The organism is Bifidobacterium miconisargentati (assembly GCF_019331675.1).
Lineage (GTDB): Bacteria > Actinomycetota > Actinomycetes > Actinomycetales > Bifidobacteriaceae > Bifidobacterium > Bifidobacterium miconisargentati.
This window is the reverse complement of record NZ_JAHBBJ010000007.1, coordinates 97,068-117,960: the sequence shown is the minus strand read 5'-3', so window position 1 is coordinate 117,960 and position 20,893 is coordinate 97,068. Positions and strand designations below refer to the sequence as shown.

26 protein-coding genes and 1 pseudogene are annotated in these 20,893 nt (G+C 60.7%); 5 read left to right on the top strand and 22 right to left on the bottom strand.

Translation table 11 applies throughout. The features are described from left to right. Positions 1–108 precede the first annotated feature (108 nt). Positions 109–828, top strand: coding sequence for an HAD hydrolase-like protein (locus KIH81_RS05960; protein ID WP_214304522.1), 720 nt, complete (start codon positions 109–111; stop codon positions 826–828). Positions 829–1,270: 442 nt separating this feature from the next. Here the strand turns inward: KIH81_RS05960 and KIH81_RS05955 are convergent, their stop codons facing one another. The 14 genes from KIH81_RS05955 to KIH81_RS05890 all read right to left on the bottom strand — a co-directional run bounded on the left by KIH81_RS05955 (position 1,271) and on the right by KIH81_RS05890 (position 13,006). Then, entirely contained in the window at positions 1,271–1,672 is a 402-nt protein-coding gene (locus KIH81_RS05955) for a hypothetical protein (RefSeq protein ID WP_214304521.1), read from the bottom strand. A 253-nt stretch (positions 1,673–1,925) separates the two neighbouring features. Further along, on the bottom strand, positions 1,926–2,564 hold the full coding sequence (locus tag KIH81_RS05950; protein WP_214304520.1) for a MerR family transcriptional regulator: 639 nt from the start codon (positions 2,562–2,564) through the stop codon (positions 1,926–1,928). A gap of 134 nt (positions 2,565–2,698) precedes the next feature. Further along, the gene (locus tag KIH81_RS05945; RefSeq protein ID WP_109056108.1) at positions 2,699–3,142 is read right to left on the bottom strand and encodes an FHA domain-containing protein; all 444 of its coding nucleotides are present in this window, start codon (positions 3,140–3,142) and stop codon (positions 2,699–2,701) included. Between the two features lie 18 nt (positions 3,143–3,160). Next, positions 3,161–3,979, bottom strand: coding sequence for a DUF881 domain-containing protein (locus KIH81_RS05940; protein WP_214304519.1), 819 nt, complete (start codon positions 3,977–3,979; stop codon positions 3,161–3,163). Between the two features lie 18 nt (positions 3,980–3,997). Beyond that, positions 3,998–4,330, bottom strand: a complete 333-nt coding sequence (locus KIH81_RS05935; RefSeq protein ID WP_109056110.1) for a small basic family protein — start codon at positions 4,328–4,330, stop codon at positions 3,998–4,000. Next, positions 4,330–5,307, bottom strand: a complete 978-nt coding sequence (locus KIH81_RS05930) for a DUF881 domain-containing protein (protein WP_214304518.1) — start codon at positions 5,305–5,307, stop codon at positions 4,330–4,332. The genes KIH81_RS05935 and KIH81_RS05930 overlap by 1 nt, the downstream gene beginning before the upstream one ends. Then, on the bottom strand, positions 5,297–5,914 hold the full coding sequence (locus KIH81_RS05925; protein ID WP_109056112.1) for a CDP-alcohol phosphatidyltransferase family protein: 618 nt from the start codon (positions 5,912–5,914) through the stop codon (positions 5,297–5,299). Before KIH81_RS05925 ends, KIH81_RS05930 begins: the two co-directional genes overlap by 11 nt. A 13-nt stretch (positions 5,915–5,927) precedes the next feature. After that, positions 5,928–6,779 carry an ATP phosphoribosyltransferase gene (gene hisG / locus KIH81_RS05920; protein ID WP_214304517.1) on the bottom strand — a complete coding sequence of 284 codons (852 nt, stop codon included), beginning with the start codon at positions 6,777–6,779 and terminating at the stop codon, positions 5,928–5,930. 121 nt (positions 6,780–6,900) lie between these two features. Next, positions 6,901–7,164 (bottom strand): phosphoribosyl-ATP diphosphatase, encoded by a 264-nt coding sequence (locus tag KIH81_RS05915; RefSeq protein ID WP_100495722.1) that lies wholly within the window; start codon positions 7,162–7,164, stop codon positions 6,901–6,903. Positions 7,165–7,268: 104 nt separating this feature from the next. After that, positions 7,269–7,937 (bottom strand): ribulose-phosphate 3-epimerase, encoded by a 669-nt coding sequence (gene rpe, locus KIH81_RS05910; protein WP_214304516.1) that lies wholly within the window; start codon positions 7,935–7,937, stop codon positions 7,269–7,271. Positions 7,938–8,001: 64 nt separating this feature from the next. Next, entirely contained in the window at positions 8,002–8,934 is a 933-nt protein-coding gene (gene lgt / locus KIH81_RS05905) for a prolipoprotein diacylglyceryl transferase (protein ID WP_214304515.1), read from the bottom strand. A 99-nt stretch (positions 8,935–9,033) separates the two neighbouring features. Further along, positions 9,034–9,903: a tryptophan synthase subunit alpha gene (trpA, locus tag KIH81_RS05900; RefSeq protein WP_214304514.1), complete on the bottom strand. Its 870-nt coding sequence runs from the start codon at positions 9,901–9,903 to the stop codon at positions 9,034–9,036. Between the two features lie 100 nt (positions 9,904–10,003). After that, positions 10,004–12,091, bottom strand: a complete 2,088-nt coding sequence (locus KIH81_RS05895) for a bifunctional indole-3-glycerol phosphate synthase/tryptophan synthase subunit beta (protein WP_214304513.1) — start codon at positions 12,089–12,091, stop codon at positions 10,004–10,006. Between the two features lie 36 nt (positions 12,092–12,127). Continuing rightward, complete coding sequence (locus KIH81_RS05890) at positions 12,128–13,006, bottom strand: hypothetical protein (protein WP_214304512.1); 879 nt, start codon at positions 13,004–13,006, stop codon at positions 12,128–12,130. Positions 13,007–13,514: 508 nt separating this feature from the next. Here KIH81_RS05890 and KIH81_RS05885 point away from each other — a divergent pair. After that, entirely contained in the window at positions 13,515–14,876 is a 1,362-nt protein-coding gene (locus tag KIH81_RS05885; RefSeq protein WP_214304511.1) for an MATE family efflux transporter, read from the top strand. A gap of 58 nt (positions 14,877–14,934) precedes the next feature. On the opposite strand, the gene KIH81_RS05880 is transcribed toward KIH81_RS05885, so the two are convergent. The 6 genes and pseudogenes from KIH81_RS05880 to KIH81_RS12060 form a co-directional block, all read right to left on the bottom strand. Then, positions 14,935–15,630 carry an SOS response-associated peptidase gene (locus KIH81_RS05880; protein WP_214304510.1) on the bottom strand — a complete coding sequence of 232 codons (696 nt, stop codon included), beginning with the start codon at positions 15,628–15,630 and terminating at the stop codon, positions 14,935–14,937. 55 nt (positions 15,631–15,685) lie between these two features. After that, positions 15,686–15,985: a DUF2316 family protein gene (locus KIH81_RS05875; protein WP_214304509.1), complete on the bottom strand. Its 300-nt coding sequence runs from the start codon at positions 15,983–15,985 to the stop codon at positions 15,686–15,688. A gap of 175 nt (positions 15,986–16,160) precedes the next feature. Then, positions 16,161–16,619 carry a hypothetical protein gene (locus KIH81_RS05870; RefSeq protein ID WP_214304508.1) on the bottom strand — a complete coding sequence of 153 codons (459 nt, stop codon included), beginning with the start codon at positions 16,617–16,619 and terminating at the stop codon, positions 16,161–16,163. Positions 16,620–16,973: 354 nt separating this feature from the next. Next, a pseudogene (locus tag KIH81_RS05865) lies at positions 16,974–17,048 on the bottom strand (GNAT family N-acetyltransferase); the annotation flags it as partial. An 11-nt stretch (positions 17,049–17,059) separates the two neighbouring features. After that, positions 17,060–17,401, bottom strand: a complete 342-nt coding sequence (locus tag KIH81_RS05860; RefSeq protein WP_214304507.1) for a hypothetical protein — start codon at positions 17,399–17,401, stop codon at positions 17,060–17,062. A gap of 11 nt (positions 17,402–17,412) precedes the next feature. Then, positions 17,413–17,892, bottom strand: a complete 480-nt coding sequence (locus KIH81_RS12060; protein WP_236029338.1) for a hypothetical protein — start codon at positions 17,890–17,892, stop codon at positions 17,413–17,415. A gap of 96 nt (positions 17,893–17,988) precedes the next feature. Between KIH81_RS12060 and KIH81_RS05850 the strand changes: the two genes are divergently transcribed. The 3 genes from KIH81_RS05850 (at position 17,989) to KIH81_RS05840 (ending at position 19,292) form a co-directional block, all read left to right on the top strand. Then, entirely contained in the window at positions 17,989–18,309 is a 321-nt protein-coding gene (locus tag KIH81_RS05850) for a hypothetical protein (RefSeq protein WP_214304506.1), read from the top strand. Positions 18,310–18,387: 78 nt separating this feature from the next. Then, positions 18,388–18,789, top strand: a complete 402-nt coding sequence (locus KIH81_RS05845; RefSeq protein WP_214304505.1) for a helix-turn-helix domain-containing protein — start codon at positions 18,388–18,390, stop codon at positions 18,787–18,789. Between the two features lie 20 nt (positions 18,790–18,809). Continuing rightward, positions 18,810–19,292 carry a PIN domain-containing protein gene (locus KIH81_RS05840; protein WP_214304504.1) on the top strand — a complete coding sequence of 161 codons (483 nt, stop codon included), beginning with the start codon at positions 18,810–18,812 and terminating at the stop codon, positions 19,290–19,292. Between the two features lie 83 nt (positions 19,293–19,375). Here the strand turns inward: KIH81_RS05840 and KIH81_RS05835 are convergent, their stop codons facing one another. After that, positions 19,376–20,065, bottom strand: coding sequence for a hypothetical protein (locus tag KIH81_RS05835; protein ID WP_214304503.1), 690 nt, complete (start codon positions 20,063–20,065; stop codon positions 19,376–19,378). Between the two features lie 13 nt (positions 20,066–20,078). Continuing rightward, the gene (locus KIH81_RS05830) at positions 20,079–20,888 is read right to left on the bottom strand and encodes a hypothetical protein (RefSeq protein WP_214304502.1); all 810 of its coding nucleotides are present in this window, start codon (positions 20,886–20,888) and stop codon (positions 20,079–20,081) included. Between the last annotated feature and the right edge of the window lie 5 nt (positions 20,889–20,893).

Genomic DNA, 20,893 nt, shown 5'->3' with positions numbered 1-20,893 from the left:
CCCAGTCAAACCGACTGGGCATAATCATTGCTGGTACGTAGCGAGTGTGACCTGAAACACACGATATGCACGGTTTTTCAAGAACAACGACAGGGGAGTAGACCTCACATGGCACAGCACCCGAGGAAAGTGGTCCTGCTGGACCTTGACGGCACACTGACCAAGTCCGACGGCGGCATCATCGCGTCCGTCGTCAAGACCTTCGAGGCCCTGGGCCGTCCGGTGCCGGACGACGTCGAGCTGCACCGCTTCATCGGCCCGGCCATCATCGAATCCCTGCAGCGCAACCATGTGCCGGAGGACGAGCTGGATCGCGCCGTGGACATCTACCGCAGCTACTACGCGGACAAGGCCGTGTTCGACGACCCGAACGAGCCCGGCAACAAGGTGCCCGGCCGCCTGGTGAACGTCGTGTTCCCCGGTATCCGCGAGCAGCTCACGAAGCTGCGCGAGGACGGCTACTACCTGGCGCTGGCCAGCTGCAAGCCGGAATACCAGTGCGTGCCGATCTGCGAGCACTTCCACCTGACCGAACTGCTGGACGGCATCTACGGCGCATCCAAGGACAACACCCGCCTCGACAAGGACCAGGTGATCCGGTACTGCTTCGACAAGATCGGCTTCGACACCGAGGCCGGCGATAAGGCCGTGATGATCGGCGACCGTTACACGGACATCGATGGCGCCCGTGCCTGTGGCCTGGACACCATCGGCTGCCGCTGGGGTTACGCTCCGGCCGGCGAGATGGAGGAACACGGCGTCTACGAGATCATCGAAACCACCGACCAGCTTGAGGACGCGGTCAACCGGTATTTCGCATCGCACTGATCATGTTGATTTGATGCCGCTTCCTTTGGCTGACGAACGGTTGATGCGTGTCACCGTGAGATTGGCTGAGGGGAGCGGTTTTCTTATGATTAAAAGTTGGGAATGGTGTAGTCCGGAGAGCGGCGGGGAACTATCGGAATTGCCAATCTGACATAACGTACGTTATCGGACGACAACGTACATTATCGGATGATGTGCAACGGCATGGGGTGGGAGCCCTTGGAACCAAACGATTCCAAGGGTTCCCACCTTTTCCGTCGTTATCGGATATTTGGAATATCTTGTTACTGTAAGGGTCTGAAACCAAATAATTCCAAGACCCCGGTCATTTCCGCGAATCATCGATCATCACTGGAAACCTGTTATTTATACTTACGGTTGTTCCCGCCTGTCATAGACACACGGATAGGCGCACGAAAACCGTTTCCACGAAACGTCGTTTTCACTTGCCGCCGTTCCTGTCGCGTCCGGCTGCGCTGCCGATGCGTCGGTCCATTTCGGTTTCCATCGCATGACGCGCCTGCATGTACATCACGGCGATTTCAGCCATCACCAGCACGATGACGATGATTGCACCGGCCAGCGCGTTCTGTTCATAGAACGCACGCACGTCCACGTCCATGGCGTCGGCGGTCAGCGCGTATACGGGAAACGGCACGATCGCCATGATGAACGACGCCACATGCGCCATGACCACGGTCCAGCTCACCGGATTGACGGCACCGCGCCTGGACCGCGGCGTGAACACCTGGCCGCGCAGCACCGTGAGCCCGATGATGTTCGCCGCCATGACCACGGCGATGATCCACAAGGCCGCGGGCAGCAGTTCGATGAATAGCGTCATGGTTCGGAAACCTCCGGAATCGAGTGATGCATGGGTAACGCTATGGTACGCTACTCCCCTATATTGCAAACGTTGTCAATCTTGCTGATAGGCATTGGAACGACAGGCTGCGACCAACATGATTGTGGCCCTGTTATCAAGGCTGACGTGAATCCACCGGACTACCCCGCAGACGGCTTTGCCGCCAGCTCCCCTGACAAGAGGAGCCACGAATAGGGATATATGCCACAAATCTTGGTTAGCAGAACCACAATCATTGCATGGCCTGCTCGCGCTGTCGACGCTGTGCCTCGAGCTTCTTGCGCATGCGCATGGCCGTGAGCTCGTCGATGGGACGCGCCGTGGTTATGATGGCCGGATTGGCGGTCAGATCCACGTAATCCTCGTGCTCGAGCGCGGCCTCGATCTGGTGCCAGAGCGAACCGACCGACACGGCGAACACGGCCTTACCGCTTTGCAGCAGTTCGAGCATCTGCTCGCTGGTGGTGCATTCGTGCACCTCCTGGCCGTCGCACATGATGGTCACGTTGGCCAGCTGGTCGGTGCTGCGCTGGGTAAGAAAACCGATGGCCGCGGTGACGTTCTGCAGGTTCACACCGGCGTCCAGCAGCCTCTTGGAGACGGCGAGAATCACCACGTCCTTGAAGGAGTACAGTCGGCGCGAACCGGAGCCATGCGAGGGGGTGATCGAGGGCTCGACTATCTGCTTACGTGCCCAGTAGTCGAGTTGCCGATAGGTGATGCCGGCCACTTTGGATGCCACGGTGCCACGGTATCCGCGTTTGGGCTCCTCGGAGTCGCCGCTGGAGAACAGTTCCCCCTGAATCGCGGGCGCGTTCAGATTCGTCTGTTCGCGGAGCGGAACATGGAGGTGCAGCTCGGTCTGTTCCATCGCACTCCCCCTTCATTGGGCACGGCCATCGGGTGCGGCATCATGGCGTTTCCGTCGCATCGCGGCCGACGATGGACGTACCCCCTGTGCCTGCCGGACCAACGTCGCGGCGGGCACAGGAAACGAGTCGGCTGCTACTGCGAGATGACGGCCGACTTGGTGAAGAACATGAGGCGGAACTTGCCGATCATGATCTCGTCGCCGTTCTTCAGGACGGCCTGATCGACGCGCTGGCGGTTCACGTACGTGCCGTTGAGGCTGCCGGCGTCGATGACGGAGAACTGGCCGTTGACGCGGCGGAACACGGCGTGCTGGCGGGACACGGTGGAGTCGTCCAGCAGGATGTCCGCGCGCGGGTCACGGCCCACGGTGATTTCATCCTCGTCCAGCAGATAACGGGAGCCGGATACCGCGCCTCGGGTGGAGATCAGCAGCGCCGTGCCGTCGGACAGGCGGGTGATGGTGTCCAGATCGTCCTGGGTAAGCGGACGGTCGCCGGTGGAGGTGATGGGCAGTACGTTAATGGCGGGCAGACCGATGATGGTGGTTTCGCCTGCGCTAGGAATCGGATCAGTCATAATATTTCAGTTTACTCCCTACTCTACGGTTTTCGCATAATTGCTTTGCGTAGCCTCGTGTATCTCATCGATGACGATGTTGTCCGAGGAGCGCACGTCCACGGTGGCGCCGTATTTGACCTGCAACTGGGCGCCGACGCCCCCCGCGATGTCCACGGCGTTGGACAGTTCCTGCGGGTTGCCGATGGCCTTGACCACGTAGGTGGGCGAGATGGCGGTGCCGTCCGCGATGAGGCCTTCGTCGGCGTCCTGGATGTACGTGGATGCCACGACGCGCACGTCGTTGATGGCGATGACCTCGGCGCCGGCGTTGCGCAGCTCCTCGATGAGGGTGAACATGATGGAGGCGTCCACCTTGGTGGAGCCGCGGCTTACGCGCACGGTGATGCCGGGACCCTTGGCCGGCAGACGACCAGAGATCAGGCCGCTGGTCTCCTCGTTCTGCTTGGCGATCTTGCGGGCCTGATCCTGTTCGTTGGCCGCGGATTTCAGTGAGTTGAGCTGTTCGGTGAGCTGGCTTTTGCGCTGTTCGAGGTTGGTGATCTGCGTGTTCGACTCGTTGAGCAGGCGGACAAGCTCGCTTTCGTCCAGCGTCTCATACGTGGATTTGCTGTTGTTGATCTGGGTCATGTAGGCGAAGCCCAGCAGCGCGCACATGAGGGTGACGAGTACGGAGGACAGCAGCCGGGAGCGCAGTCCCCCGCGGTTCGTGTTGCGACGCGGCTTCTTGCGGACGGTGGGAAACGAACCGGTTTCCATCCGGTCGTTGACGGTGTCCTGGGCATGCTGATCCCGCATCTTCTCCAGCATGTTGTTCGATTTCGCGCGTCTGGCCATACCTCTGGGCTCCCCTCATCAGCTGCGGAAGATGAAGCGCCTGATGGCGGACACGTTCGAGAAGATGCGGATGCCAAGGACCACGATGACGGCGGTCTGCAGCTGGGAACCCACGCCGAGCTGGTTGCCGAGGAACACGAGTAGCGTGGCGGTGATCACGTTGGCGAAGAAGGAGATCACGAAGACGCGGTCGGAGAAGCTGCGTTCGAAGTAGGCGCGGGCGGCGCCGAGCAGGGCGTCAAGCGCGGCGACCACCATGATCGGCAGATACGGCTGGACGATGACCGGGATGTCCGGCTTCACAAACACGCCGACGACCACGCCGATGATCAGTCCGAGAACGGCTGCCATTACTCGTTCCTTTCCGCGTACTGGACCTCTCCAGCCACCGCTGCCTCAAGTGTAATCGAATTGGATTTGCTCACCTGCGGGTAAATGCCTGCTTCTTTGAAGGATTCGTAAAGGCTTGCGAGTTTTCGTTCCCCCATGGCCTCGGCCAGCGCGTTTTTGTCGCCGATGGCCTCGATGGTATACGGGCTTTGGATTGCGGACATGCCGATGAGGATGTGTCCGCCGGCCTTGCGGATCGAGGTCTGTGCGCCGAGCCGGTTGCCGTTGATGGCGATGGCTTCCGCGCCGTTCTGGAACATCAGGGACACGAGCTGCTGCAGGTCGAGATCGGTGACCACGCGGATGGAGGTGGAGGTGCCGACCCTGGACGAGGAGGTTTGGTCCGACTGGCTGGCGGCGATGGGGTCGGCTAGGGTCATCGTGATGCCTTCGCCTTCGACCGCCACGGTGCCGTTGAGCATCTCGTCCTGCAGGAGGGTGTCGCTTTTGACCGATCCGGAGATCTTCTTGGATTGGGCATCTACCTTACTGCGCAGATCGTTGACCTGCTGGGTGAGTTCGTCGATCTGCGTGTTGCGATCCTCCAGCTGGCTGCTGAGCGTCTGCCGCACTTGTTTGCGAGGGTCGGATTGGAGCTGCTGGACGAACAGGCTGCCGGCGAATCCCACGGCCACGCAGATGAGGAACACGACGATGCGGTTCACCCAGATGGAGAACGTGGAGCGGTGCTCATGGACAAGCCGGGCGTCATGGAACATCGGATCCATGGGACGGTTGACGAGGTCGTCGATGAGGCGCAGGGAGTCGTCGTTGGTCTTGCGGCGTCGACGGGTGCGGATGGCCGCGGCGTCATCCGGGGAAAGCGCATGGTGTGATTCCACCCCGCGCACGGAGGCGGAGAACACCGAGCGACGGCGCACCGGCTCGTTCTCCTTGGATACGGGGAACGAGACCGGGGCCGTGGAATCAAGAGGCATGCCGCTCCCCCAGCTCCTTGCGCAGCAACGAGACGCCCTGCCTGGTGTAGATGTATCCGGCGAGCCAATACATGGCCAGACCCCAGATACCAGCCGCCAGCGCGGCGAGGTAGAGCAGGTGGAAGAAGGTGGACGTGCCCAGATCCGCGAAGATCAGACCCACGATGGAGATCATGAGCAATGCGGTGCCGGCCTTGCCCACGAAATGCACGGGCAGCGGGCCGTAATCGTACTGGGCGAGCCAAAGCACCTGAATGGCCATCCACAGGTCGCGTAGTCCCACGATGATCAGCATCCACCATGGGATGATGCCGGCGATGCCGAGGGCCAGGATCGAGCAGAAGATCAGCAGACGATCGGCGATGGGGTCGAGGATCTGTCCGATCTTGCTGACCTGGTTGAACTTGCGTGCGATGATGCCGTCCAGCCCATCAGATGCCGAGGAGATGGCGATCAGCACCAGTGCGGCGATCATCTCGTGCCGTGACACCAGAACGGTGATGAACGGGATGGAGATGATGCGCAGCGCACTGATGAGATTCGGCACGGTGAAATAGATGTCCCGTGCCTCCGGGCTGTATCTGGTGTTGGCTTTCTGGTTGGTCATACTGCCTAATAGCCTACATGCGCGAAGCCTGCAGGGCGGTAACGATGATGCCTCGCGCGCCGACTTCATACAAATCATCCATCAGCTGGTTCACGGTGGCCTTGGGCACCATCACGCGCACGGCGTTCCACTGCTTGTCGTGCAGCGGGGAGATGGTGGGGCTTTCGAAACCGGGGGTCACGGCCACTGCGGCGGCCACCTTGCTCACCGGGATGTCGTAATCCATGAGCACGTACTGGTGAGCGGTGAGCACGCCCTGGAGACGGCGGGAAAGCACGGCGAGACGCGGGTCGTCGTCGGTCAGGCGCGGCGAACGGATCAGGCAGGCTTCGGAGTGCATGAGCGGTTCGCCGAACACGCGCAGGCCGGCGTTGCGCAGGGTGGTGCCGGTGGAGACCACGTCGGCGATGAGATCGGCCACGCCGAGCTGCACGGAGGATTCGACCGCGCCGTCCAGGTGGATGGTCTCGGCCTCGACGCCGTGCTCCACGAGGTAGTCGTGGACGAGCTTGTCGAACGTGGTGGCCACGCGCTTGCCCTGGATGTCCTCGAGCTTGGAGATCGGGGATTCGTTCGGTGCGGCGAAGCGGAAGGTGGAGGCGCCGAAGCCCAGCGGCAGATGCTCGATGGCCTCCGTGCCGGAGTTCTTGAGCAGGTCCTCGCCGGTGATGCCGACGTCGATGGCGCCGCGGCCCACGTACACGGCGATATCCAGCGGACGCAGGTAGAACAGCTCGATGTCGTTGTCCGGATCCTGGACGACGAGCTGGCGCGGGTTGGTGCGCAGGCGGTAACCGGCTTCGGCCAGCATGTTCCATGCGGGCTCGGAAAGCATGCCCTTGTTCGGTACGGCGATTCTCAGCATGAGTGCTCCTCTCCCCTGGCGGGAGTCTGGTTCGGCGCGAAATTGGTTGATGTGATGATGATGGCGGGGTGAGGTCGGACCGCGTCGGTCCTGTTGTCGGGCCTCACCCCGCCGGGCGCACTCACAGGTGCTTGTAGACGTCCTCAAGGGTCAGGCCGTGCTTGATCATCATGACCTGCACGTGGTAGATGAGCTGGCTCATCTCCTCGGCGGTGCGGTCGGCACCCTCGTATTCGGCGGCCATCCAGGTCTCGGAGGCTTCCTCGACGATCTTCTTGCCGATGAAGTGGGTGCCCTTGTCCAGCTCGTCGACGGTCAGGGAGCCTTCGGGACGGGTCTGGGCCTTCTCGCTCAGTTCGGCGAACAGGGATTCAAACGTCTTCATGTTTTCGTGTTTCCTTGGGTTGTGTGTGGTTTGCTCGCCGGCGAAGGCATCGCGGACTGCGTTCGGGCGCGGTGCGAATGACGATCCCACGCCGGCGAAGTGGCTCAGTCCTTGTATGCGGCCTCGGCCTTGGCGCGGATGTCGTCGATGGCCTGGGCCGGGCTCTTGGCACCGTAGACGGCGGAGCCGGCCACGAGCACGTCGGCGCCGGCCTCGGCCACGATGTGCGCGGTCTTGGGGCTCACGCCGCCATCGACCTGGATGCGGGTCTTGAGGCCGCGGCGGGTGATCTCGTCGCGCAGGCGACGGACCTTGGCCATCTGGTTGTCGAGGAACTTCTGGCCGCCGAAGCCGGGCTCGACGGTCATGACGAGAATCATGTCGAACTCGTCGAGGATGTCGAAGATCGGCTCGACCGGCTCGGCCGGGCGCACGGCGAAGCAGGCCTTGCAGCCCATGTCGCGTAGCTGGCGGGCAAGGCGCACCGGGGCGTGGGTGGCGCCCATGTGGAAGGAGACGGAGGCGGCGCCGAGCTTGGCGTATTCGGGGGCCCAACGGTCCGGATCCTCGATCATGAGGTGGACGTCCACGGGCAGGTCGGTGACCTGGCAGATACGGCCCACGATCGGCTCGCCGAGGGTGAGGTTCGGCACGAAATGATGGTCCATCACATCGACGTGGACCAGATCGGCGTTGGAGATGGCCTTGAGATCGCGCTCAAGGTTGCAGAAGTCGGCGGACAGGATGCTGGGGGCGATTGCAATGTTGCTCATAATTCCTTACCTTATCTTTCAAATCGGACTTGCACCGGGTTGGTGCCCGCGTTGCGAGTCGCCGTTAACGCTTCTTTTGCTTGTTCTTTTCTTCCTCGACGCTTTGGCGTTCGAGCTCCTCCGCGGTGACCTCCTGCAGCCTGCGTGCCTGGGCGTCCACGTCCGGCCCGTACTGGTAGAGCACCACGAAGAGGATGCAGCCGAGCACGAACACGACGATGGCGGTCCACACGTTGGTTCTCAGTCCCAGGATCACCGTGGAGTAGTTGATGCGCACGTTCTCAATCCAGGTGCGGCCCAGTCCGTACCACATCATGTACATGGCGAACTGCTGGCCGGCCTTGAGACGGTCGGCGAGCTTGCGGCCGAGGACGACGATCAGCGCGGCGCCGATGAGGTTCCAGATCATCTCGTACAGGAAGGTGGGGTGGAACAGGGCGGTGGTGTAATCCGGGCACTGGGAGCCGTTGTAGCAGATCTCGGATTTGCCGATGGCGTCCGCATCGTTGAGCTTCAAGCCCCAAGGCAGGTTGGTGGGCCAGCCGTAGAGCTCCTGGTTGAACCAGTTGCCGAGACGGCCGATGGCTTGGGCGACCAGCAACGCGGGGGCGATGGAGTCGGCGAAGATGCCGAACGGGTAGCGGCGGTGGCGGCACCACAGGAAGGCGGTGAGCGCACCCACGGAGATGCCTCCGAAGATGGCCATGCCGCCCTCCCACACCTTGAGGATGTTCACCAGCTCGCCGGTGGGCGGGAAGTAGGCGCTCGGCGTGGTGATGCAGTGGTAGAGTCGCGCGCCTACCAACGCGCATGGCACGGTGACCAGCGTGGTGTCGAGGATCTGGTCGAAATTGCCCCCGTACCGCTTCCACCGTGTGGTGAGAATCCACACGGCCACGCAGATGCCGATCAGGATGCAGATGGCGTACATGTGGATGGTGAACGGGCCGACCTGGAATTTGGAGAAGGTCGGTGAGGGGATATAAGCCAGATTCATAATGCCTCGTGTCTGCTGGTGGTCATGCTCGTTGTGGTACGCCCACTACCCTACCGTGTCGCGCGCGGAATGGGAGCAGGCGCACCGGGCCTTGACCCGTCAGCGGGCGTTGTGGATGCCTTCGGCGAGTTCCTCGCTCTTGGCGGCCAGCAGCTTCAGGCCTTCGGCCGCGTCACGGGCGGTCTTGTTGTCGTCCGCGAGCAGGGTGTGCACGAGGGCGGAACCCACGATCACGCCGTCCGCGTAGGAGCCGACCTTGGCGCCCTGCTCCGCGGTGGACACGCCGATGCCGACGCATACGTTCTTGGCGCCGGCCTTGCGGGTGCGTTCCACGAGCACTTCCGGGGAGGCGTCGATGGTCGAACGCTCGCCGGTCACGCCCATGCGGGCGGCGGCGTAGACGAAGCCGCGGGCGTTGCGGGCCACGGTCTCGAGGCGTTCGTCGGCGGAATCCGGGGAGACCAGGAAGATGCGGTCCAGGCCGTGACGGTCGGAGGCCTCGATCCATTCGCCGGCCTCGTCAGGAATGAGGTCCGGGGTGATGAGGCCCGCGCCGCCGGCGTTCTCGAAATCGGTGGCGAAGCGTTCGACGCCGTAATGGTAGATGAGGTTCCAGTAGCTCATGACCAGCGGCACGCCGCCGGCGTTGGCCACGGTCTCGACGGCCTCGAACACGCGCTTGATGGTCTCGCCGTTCTTGAGGGCGATGGACGAGGCGGCCTGGATCACCGGGCCGTCCATGACCGGATCGGAATACGGCAAACCGATTTCGACAGCATCGACGCCGTGCTCGACCATGGTACGGAAGGCGTCGAGAGAGACTTCCGGATTCGGGAAGCCGTAGGGCAGGTAGCCGATGAAGGCCGGCTTGTTCTGGGCCTTGAACTTGGCGAACATCGCCTCGGTCTGGCTGGGCTTGTGGCTGATGCCCAGCGGCTGGCCGGAGGGCATGGTTGCAGTGTTGGTCATATCAAAATCTCCTTTTGTCCCCTGGCTCCCCTCTTTGAGGGGAGCTGGCAGCGAAGCTGACTGAGGGGAGGTTCCACCTGTGGTTTTTATTGCGGTGAGGTCACGCCACGGTGTTGCCGTGGGCTCCGGTCACGTCAAGCGCCTTGGCCTGATCGTCGGTGAGGTAGCCGAACCACTTGCCGGCGGTGGCCATGTCCTTGTCTCCTCGGCCGGAGATGTTGATGATCATCACGGCCTTGTCGTAACCCTTGGCCTTGAGGTCGGCGGCGGCCTTGTAGGCGCCGGCCACGGCGTGCGAGCTTTCGATGGCGGGGATGATGCCCTCGGTCTGGCTCAGGTCGCGGAAGGCGTTCATGGCCTCTTCGTCGGTGGCCCAGGAGTAGTTCACACGGCCGATGTCCTTGAGCCATGCGTGTTCGGGGCCCACGGAGGCGTAGTCGAGGCCGGCGGAGATGGAGTAGGTGTCGAGCGTCTGGCCTTCGTCGGTCTCCAGCAGGTAGCTCTTGGCGCCCTGGAACATGCCGAGCTGGCCGGTGCCGGGGGCGAAGCGGATGGCGTGCTTGCCGGATTCGGGGCCGTTGCCGCCGGCCTCGTAACCATAGAGGTTCACGCGGTCGTCATCAAGGAAGGCATTCATCACGCCGATGGCGTTGGAGCCGCCACCCACGCACGCGCACACCGCGTCCGGATGGTCGATGCCGTACCAGTCCTGGAGCTGTTCCTTGGCTTCCTCGCCGATGATCTTCTGGAAGTCGCGGACCATGGCGGGGAACGGGTGCGGGCCGGCCACCGTGCCGAGCAGGTAGTGGGTGTCCTTGACGTTGGTCACCCAGTCGCGCAGCGCCTCGTTGATGGCGTCCTTGAGGATCTTGTCGCCGAGGGTGACCTCGACCACCTCGGCGCCGAGCATGCGCATGCGGGCCACGTTGAGGGCCTGGCGGCGGGCGTCGATCTGGCCCATGTAGATGCGGCACTTGAGGCCGAGCATGGCGCACACGGTGGCGGTGGCCACGCCGTGCTGGCCGGCGCCGGTCTCGGCGATCACTCGGGTCTTGCCCATGCGCTTGACGAGCAGGGCCTGGCCGAGCGCGTTGTTGATCTTGTGGGCGCCGGTGTGGTTGAGGTCCTCGCGCTTGAGGAAGATACGGGCGTCAAGGCCGGTCTTGTCCTTGACGAGCTGGGCGAAGCGCGGCGCCTCGGTCAGCGGGCTCGGACGGCCCACGTAACGCTGCTGCAGGGTCATGAACTCCTTGTGGAATTCGGGGTCGGCCTTGGCCTCGTTGTAGACGCGCTCCAGCTCGTCCAGCGCGGTGATCAGTGCCTCGGGCACGTAGCGGCCGCCGAACTGGCCCCAGTACGGTCCCTGATGTTCACTCAGCGGGGTGGATTCGGATGCTTTCACTTGTGCTCCTGCCTTTACTAGTCGTTCCACTGCAAGTTCATGATCGTCGGCGGTGGCCACGCCTTCGCCGACCAGGACCGCGTCCGCGCCCGCACGGGCGTAATCCTCCACCTCGACCGCGCCGAATACGCCGGATTCCGCCACCTTGATGACATCCTCGGGCAGATCCGCGGCCAGTTCGTTGTATTTGTTGACGTCCACACGCAGGTTCTTCAGGTTGCGCGCGTTGATGCCGATCACGCGGGCTCCGGCCTTGCGGGCGCGTTCGATCTCCTCGCGGGTGTGGGTCTCCACGAGTACGGTCATACCGAGTTCGTGCGCGAGGTCAAGCAGGTGCTTGAGCCGGTCGTCGTCCAGCGCGGCCACGATGAGCAGCACCAGGTCGGCACTGTGGGCGCGCGCCTCGAAGATCTGGTAATCGGTGACGATGAAGTCCTTGCGCAGCACCGGGATATGCACGGCGGCGCGGACCTTGTCCAGATCGTCCAGGGAGCCCAGGAAGCGGCGGCCTTCGGTGAGCACGGAAATCGCGCTTGCACCGCCCTTCTCATACTCGCGGGCCAATGCGGCCGGGTCGGGGATATCGCTCAGGTGGCCCTTGGACGGGGAGGCGCGCTTGATTTCGGCAATCACGGGGATGCCGTCCGCGCGCTTAAGCCATCGCGTCGCGTCGATGGGAGCCGGGGCCGCCAGCGCGGCCTTCTTCACTTCCTCCAGCGACACGGTACGCTCACGGGTCTGCTGGTCCTCCAGCGCGCCCGCCACCAGTTCGTCCAAAACCGACATGATCCTCCCTTTGTTGGTGGTCGATCATGCGACACTCTAGCCACAGCGAACCGCGCACGGACCGCCCGTTCTACATTCTGGGCGCAACAATCCGTGATATTCCACAGAGGTCAATGATCGTCCATCATCGGCATGGCCGTTTTCGGCATGGTCGCCGCGCATGATGGCGCTGGCCTTATATTCGTTGCGCTCGTAGTCCGTATAGTAGAGTTCCCAGTCGATGCCGGCGCTGGTTTCGACCACGCAGAACACCGATGCGTCATTGATGATCAGCGACGCATACCCCGGTCCTATGTTGACACCCGAATCCAAGCGGACCTGTTCGATGGGCGCGTCCAGGCCATCGGCGCCTTCGACGAAGGAGTCGCGTAGGTTCTGCTCTCGTTCGGGCACGTCCCACGTATACGCCAGCACGGCCACCGGGGCGAGTGTCTGACAGATTTGTTCACTAATCATGCCGTAGGTGAATATGCCTGTCCCGCCGTCGCGGCCCGAACCGCCGGAATCGCCGAAGAGACCGTCCAACGAGCCATCCGGCGTCAGTTCGCGGTACGGCTCCTCGCCGCCGCCTTGCCAATACCGTTCCCAAGCATCCGTCCAGGCATCCTGTTCCGACGGCATGGCAGCACGCAACGTGCCGTCCGGTTGCGGCAGATGCACGATGGGCATGTATATCGGGAGCACCGATGTGCTGACCCGTATGCCCAATACGCTGAGGACGATAGTAAGTACGGCGATGACTACGCCGATTCCGGAGATGATCACCCGGTCCTTCCTGCGACTGTTCACGACTCCCCCATCCGGTCGCCGCAAGACGGTCCGTCGTATGTGATTGACGATGCGGCACCTTTGCTGGTGCATCGCCGGTCGCTGTACGACAGTGTCCACCCTGCGATTGACAACGTTTGCCATCATCGTGGTTCATTCATGCATATATGCAAGGCCGACGATGATGTTCGCGTTGCTTATTTCCCCACAATCCAATGTACGGTAAGCTTGTTTGCGACTTGCCGAAGCCCAGTGAACTCTAGTGCGGGGTTGACATAATTCGTTTGCGGCGCAGCCTAGCATTCGAGCAGGGTCCGCCGAGCCGGCCGCAAGGAACCATCAATGCTAACGATTGCACTATATGCTGAAGGCAGCGCTTCGGAAGAACGAATGCGCCGCTGAAACAGCCAAACAGAACGTTCGCAACAAGCACGGTTCCGTACACCGGAATTAACCGCGGACTCGATGAGATTACCCTTCAGCCATCTTTATCTGCTTTGGCGAAGCAGATGGGTGTAAGGCACATCGATGCAAGCCGCACGGCGTGTTGTTGTCCGCACTGTGGTTGGTAGCATGCCCGTGGTGATTCGCGTGATGGACGCAACGCAGGCGCACATCCACAATCATGCATCAACGAGAGGCGGCAAGGAGCGGCATGGATAACGAACTGTTCGAGAAAGCACCCATCCCGAAGGCGTATTTCTCGCTGGCCATGCCGGTGGTGCTCAGCATGTTGGTCACGCTGGTTTACAACATGGTCGACACGTACTTCATCGCGCATACCGGGGACACGAACATGGTAGCCGGCGTCTCCCTGACCGCACCCGTATTCACCGTGATGATCGCACTCGGCGACATCTTCGGTCTCGGCGGCGCCTCCGTCATCTCGCGACTGTTCGGGCAACACAAATACGCGGACGGCAAACGACTGAGCGTGTTCTGCTTCTATGCGGCCATCGTCACGGGCCTGCTCATCGTGGTTTTCGGCCTATTGTTCCGACCGCAGATGCTCACACTGCTTGGCGCGGACGACAACACATGGCGGCATGCGTCCGACTTCTACACGCTGATCATCGTCGGTTCGCCGTTCATCATCGTCTCCATGACGCCGACCAACCTGCTGCGTACGGAAGGCCACGCCGTGCAGTCCATGATCGGCTCGATCGCCGGCACGGCGGTCAACATCGTGCTCAACCCGCTGTTCATCCACGTGTTCGGCTGGGGTGCGGCCGGATCGGCCGGCGCGACCGTGATCGCCAACATCTGCACCGACGTGTACTACATCTGGTTCCTCGTCTCACGCAGCCAGAATCTGTCCATCAATCCGCGGCTCATCCTCTCCCACATCGGCGCCGCGATCAACATCGCCGGCCATGAGATCCGCGAGGTCCTCGCCATCGGCATCCCAGCCGCCATCACGAACCTGACGCAAAGCGTGGGCATCGTCATGGTCAACCTGTTCCTGCTCCCCTACGGCACCGACACGGTGGCCGCGATGGGCATCGCGCTCAAGATCATCATGATCGCCGTGCTCATCTTCGCTGGGTTCGCGTTCGGCGCGCAGCCGCTCATCGGCTACAACTACGGTGCCCGCAACATGCCGCGCCTGCGCGCGATCATGCGGTTCTCATATGCGTTCCTGTGCCTGTTCGCGCTCGGCATGACCCTGGTGCTGAGCCTTGCCGACCGTGTGCTGATGCGCTTCTTCATCGCCGACGAGACGATTGTGACACTGGGTGCCGGCATGCTGCGCGTGCAGTTACTGAGTCTGGTGTGCGTGGCGGTGGTGATGGTCACGACCTGCACGTTCCAATCGGCAGGCAAGGCGCTCGGCGCGTTCGTGCTGTCCATCAGCCGTCAGGGTGTGATGCTCGCCGTCACGTTGTTCGTCGGCTCGCGCCTGTTTGGCTATACGGGTGTGATTGCCGCGCAGGCCATGGCCGATCTGCTCACCGCCGTGCTCGCGATCATCCTGTTCGCCGTTATGCTGCCTGAGCTGCGTGGCCGGTCCCGATAATGGCGTCATGCCGGCTTTCGTACATTCTGATGTTCGGAAGCAGGACCACTTTCACACATCAGAACAGGTAATCGGCGTGGAATCGAGGCAATGGTTGAGTCAACTTGTGCCCGTCGTCCGACGGACCGAACGCGGCGACTTCATGGAACGCAAGACCGCGGGATAGGGCGATGCTGCCTTCCTGCATATCCGGCAGCAATGACTCGCCGTCAACCGAGCGGTCAAGCCACGTGTCGGTCATGTCGCGTGGCACGAGCAGCGGCATACGGTCATGGATCGTGGCCGGACCGCCCACGGCCTGACAGGTGAGGATCGTCGCGGTCAGCAGCCACGGGGATTGGCCTGCACGCCACCAGGAGAACAGTCCGGCCAACGGCAACGGGGCGTCATCCGGCGCATGGAAGTAATACGGTCGGCGGCCGTGAAATTCGTAGTATCCGGAAGCGGGGATGACCGCGCGCATGGACTTGGCCGAGTCGGCGAACGTGGGTTTGACGCACGCCGATTCGATGCGCGCATTGTATGTGGGATACGACAGGTTTTTGGTGGTGCCCCACGCCGGAATCAGCGACCAGTACGCGCCGGCCAGGTGACGCCGCCCATCCTTCCCCTGCGCCACGATGCCGATGGTCTGCTTGGGTTGGAAATTGTACGAGGGCTGCGGAAGCGTGGCGGGATCCGTCTGGTCTTGCTCCACATCGAATTGCTCCGCGATCGCATCCCAATCCAAATCAGCGGCAAAGCACCTGCACATGGCGTCAGCATACCATTCCGTGATGCTCCAAAACCGTCAGGTCAGTCCGACTGCCTCAGTCCAGTCGGTTCGCGTCGATGACACGGTCGTCAAGGAACCAGTAGTCGTGCGGGTCGCCGCGCAACGCGCTGAACGGCACGGGTTCCACGCCTGCGGCGGCGGCCTTGTCGAGTAGATAGCGTCGTATGATCCACGGATACTCCAGCACGCCGGACTTGAGTTCGATGATGCGCTCAATGGTCGCGCCGGAAACCCCGAAATCCGCTCCGATCTGGTCTGCGGTCAATCCGAGCAGAGCCATGTTCTCACGAAACTCGCGGATGGTCGCCGCACGCTGTTCGGTCGTCAAAGACATGCTTTACTCCCCTAGCTATCAGTACAAAATCCATGTCCAATCTAGTCCCGAATCATGCCGCATACTACGCATATTGGCCTATGAATGTCTTACGTCGGACGTGATTTCATAAGGCAGTGTGGTCTGACTGATGCCGAATCCGTCTGATGCCGAATCCGTCTGGCAACCCTGCCTGCTATGCCTGTTTGCGTGAACGCCTGTCGGTGACTTCTGCAAACAGAACGCCAATCAGGATGATCGCGGCCAACGCCCAGGCCACGTACTGCAACGGCCTGATTTGAAACATCATGGCGACGATGAACAGGCAGCCCCATAGGTTGATGCCAAGAATGGCCAGCAGCTGCTCGCACAAACGGTCGGACCGACGCAGCCGTTCATCGGACAGCGGATGGGCCGCCTCCCACCTGCGGCAAACGAAACCTCGTATCGCATACGCGAGGGCCGCCAGCAATGCGAGACCGGCGGGCAGCATGATTGTCCAGAACGGTTTGCCCTGCCCGCCGTATTGGATGACGCCGCATGCGATGGCCGTGATGGAACACACCGCCAGAGTGAACGCGACGCCGAACGAACTCACTTGCCGCTCACTGACCGTCATGCGGTGGGAGGTCTTCGAAGCGTTGTTTCCGTTCATGATCATCCGCCTCTTTCATCGCGGCACACATACATCATTACTATCATGACGCGCCACATTCAGTTCGACAACTTGATGTCAAGCGATTGCATGACAGTTGCTTAGCAACCGCATCTTTAGAGGGTCGGTTATCGGAGATAGGCGATGGTTGCATACGCATTATGTGATGATATTGGTTTGCGTCCAACGGACGGATACGACTCCAAGAACCACGCCTGCGGCATCCCTGATTCAGGGACTCTGTTCTAATGGCCATTTCAGAGCATGCGAGTGGCGACGTAAAGAGTTCACATGAATGTCGATACTCGGAAAATGAATATCGACAATGGAGAACCGCCGTTGGTTTCCCTACTATCAATAGTTAATCATTTCGAGCTCCAGCCCCATGTCTTCGGTTTGGGTACGGCCGGTCTCGTGGAAGCCGATGTGCAGTGGCTCAGTCATTTATGCCGACTAAGGGGCACTTGCACGGCGGTGACGCCGAACACGGACTGCACACAGAACAGTCCCGTGAGGAACACCAACACGGCGGGACGGTATGCACGATAGAAATCAACCATGTCCGGTTGTGCATATGGCATAGCGATGGTGTACGCACAACCAGCAAGCAGGGCAACGAGCAACGAACCGATCAGCAGTGTGATGACGGCGAAACGCAGTCGCCGCCGGTCTTCGCACGCATGCGCAAGCCAGCGAAACGCCAGAATTACACAGACGCTGACCAGCAGATAGCACAGTAGCCCGTACGTGGGCAGCATATCGATGATAAGCAGATACTTCATGGGAGATCCTTTCAGATCAGGCATTCGAAGAAATGCCATTCCGAGGAATCAGCATCACGGATGATGATCAGCGTACCGTTCTCGTTGTCTATCTTCCTATGCGGCTGCTCGTACAGATCATCAAGTTGTGTTCCCAGATCCAATTGCAGAGTCGTATTCGCTTCCTTGACCATGCGTATGCTCTCCTGCGACAACCGATTGCTGGAGTACTCTCTGCCGTCCAGAATGGTGCCGTTAACTTTTTCCGGGTCGGCGGTGATCTTCACGTACCTGTACCCGTCTCCGTGGAAACTCTCCTCTTCCTTACTGACGATTGCCCTCGCATCCTTGGGAAATGAGATCGAGAACCTCTGCGACAAATTCGAAACCGGACGGTAGCTTTGGTATCGCGTCCATCCGAACCATAATCCCGCCACCGCCAATGCCGTGACGACCACAATAGCGATGATCGTTCCGACACGGCCGCCATCTTTCCTTACGCGGTTTCCCATCCGTGGTCTCCTAGCCTTCGTCGTGTACCAATAATCTCATTGAATTCATTAAATCCACGCACGTATCGCACCCGCAACATCATGTCAAGCAATCACATGACAGCGATGCCGTTTCATGCCGGGGAGTCAGTGGCCGCCGGCGGTACAGTGGGTGTCATGGGACTTGGGAACGAGCCTGAAGCGGTGGGCGTGATCCGCATCGGCGTGTTGGATAATGATCCGTTCGCGTTGGATGCGATTGACCAGGTCGCTGCGAGTCCGGGTCTCAGCATATCCACCGTTAAAAACTCACATTGGCAATATCCTCAGGAAAACCGTTCAAACCAACCGCGTGCGCCTCATCGCCTGGACCGCTCGGCATTCAATGTAGGTTTGTATTCCATACGCAACATAGCCTATTTCGCTATCAATCGATAGATTGTCCGATATGTCCGATATTGCCGAAATGTCTGGTTTGAGGTAGGCTGGGTTCAAGACTTCAGGAAAGGACTCGCCATGACCATATTCGAGGCAATCCCTATTTCCCAGATCGGTAAAGGATCCGCATACATCACTACGGGTGATGGCAAGGCGTATCCATTGGATGCGGAGCAGCTGCGCCGCGCGTTCGCGGCCATCGTACACGACAATTCGGCAGAAATGATTACTACCGGCGAAGCCGCGCAGATTCTCGGCGTATCGGCAAAGACCGTCGCCCGCATGCTTGATGCCGGCGAGATTCCGTTCGTCCGCTACGGCGCGAAAGGCAATCGCATGGTTTCCCGAGCACAGGTCATCGCCTACCGCGACAAGTCGGAATCCCATGGCCATGAGGCATTGGAGACCATGCGCGAGGCCGCCAGTCAAGGTGGATTGGACGACATCGACTACTCGGCCTATCTGACTCGTTACAGCTGAAAAAACGAGAGGAATTTGAGTTGGTAGTCACTTTTCTCGACGCGAACATCTTCCTGCACACCTGGCTGACGGATGTGCTGCTCACGTTTGCCGACCATCACCTGTTCGACCCCGAGTACTCCGACGACGTGCTTGAAGAAGCCCGCCGGGCATTCGTCGATGTTCTCAACAAAGATCCCATTTGGGTTGACCGCTATCTGTCCGCCATTCGCAATATCAAGCCGTATTATCTTGTCTCCTCCATTCCGGAACTGACCGGTGACGTCGTGTTACCGGACGACGGCGATCGGCATGTGGTGGCCGCCGCCTATAACGGGAATGCGGATATGATCATCACCTTCAACCTGAAAGACTTTCCAGCGAACCAACTCGCCAAGATTGGATTATCCGCCCGTCACCCTGACATGTTTCTGACCAGCGTCGCCGAAGCATATCCTGAGCGTGCGATCAAGGCCATGCTTGAACTGGTCGCATCAAAAAGGCATCCACCACGCACCATGTAGGAGGAACTGGAACGGCTTGAACATTCCGGCATGCCGGGATTCGCCCATATGATGCGCAGACTGATGAATGGATGGTCCCAAATCTAACCCATGTCGATGGCCCTATGCAGTCGCAGCCCCATCGCGGCATAACCTGCGATTATGAAGACAAGCAGCCACATGATTGACACCAACGTCCCGACAAGTGAACAATCTGCAGTCGCCGCGCGTATCGTCTCCGGGTAGGACAGTCCGTTCGTAGCAGGTATCAGATACATGATGAATGGTTTGAGCAGTATGGGTACGAACAGGTAAATGGATAGGCCGAGCAGTACATTCCCGGTGAACATGGACAGCGACAGCGCTGCAATGCCGTTCATGACCGCCAGCAGCAGGCAACAGAGCAAAAGACAGCCGACGTCGCCGTCTCCATAGACGACGACGTTGCCGATGATGTCCAGCATGGCCAGAAACAGTCCGGCGATGAGAATAATCACGACCTTTTCCGTTATCAAGGCATAGGCCATGCGACGTCGGGAGCCGGCGATAAGCGCTGCCATCACCGTTTCTCCTGAACCAATCTCGATGTTCGACAGAACAACGGCAATGATCACCGTCGCCTGAGATGCAAGCGTCATACTGCTTTCGGCGTTCAGCGGGTTGTTTCCGGACTCATCCATGCTGATCGGCATGAGTGCGACCGCGTATACGACAATCACCCAGCACATGGCTGTCAGACATGCGATTCGCAGGGGGCGAGACGTCACATCTTTATAGAGCAGGGCCTTGACCATATGAGACTACCTCCTACGCCTGTGACCGCTGAAGAAACTGTCCGCGAATGATCACCGCAGCGCAGAACGTCACTGTTAGCCAGCATGCCATGACAATTGAGGACGCTGCCATGGGGATGTCCCCGGCATCGGCGATTCGCCCGAATGCGAAGCTTTTGCCTCCGATCATCGGCAGCAGCACGTCCAAGTGGATTGCCTTCAGCACGCCGGACAGCGAGACGATGAGCAGCAGGAGGATCATGGCCAAGGCCGGTACGTCGCGTTTCGTGGCCACGGCCGTAATGTAGCCGACCAGTCCCATGACCACGGCGAATACCATGACACGCAACGGCGTCGTGACGACGGTCATGGTGAGGCACATGGGCCGCAGGACAGGATTCAATGTCGCGACGAGTATCGCCGCGTTCAGCAGTGATGACAGCAGCGAGACGCCGGCGCAGTAGATCACGGTCGCGAGCACGTCCCCGATCGCGAGCGGCCATGGCCGGTTGACCAGCAGTCGTAGTTGTCGTTCGTCGCCTGCGCGGAATCCTGCCGCGACGTTCAACGCCACGATGATCGGAATAAGGATGATCGAGGTCTGGTAGGGCGAGGCAAGTACGGCGTCGGACACGATATGCGCCGGATCCGGGTCCAGGGAATCAGTCGACCGTATGGCGCCATCCGCGGCGATGGACACCGTCGAGGAGATCGTCTGCACGTCCAGTACCGCGAACAACGCGGTGAGCGCCAGTACGGCGAACGCCGACCAATAGAACTGCCGGTTCGAGCAGTACCGCACCAGCGAGCAGGACACATACCGGGGTGAAACATTCGTTCCCATGATGG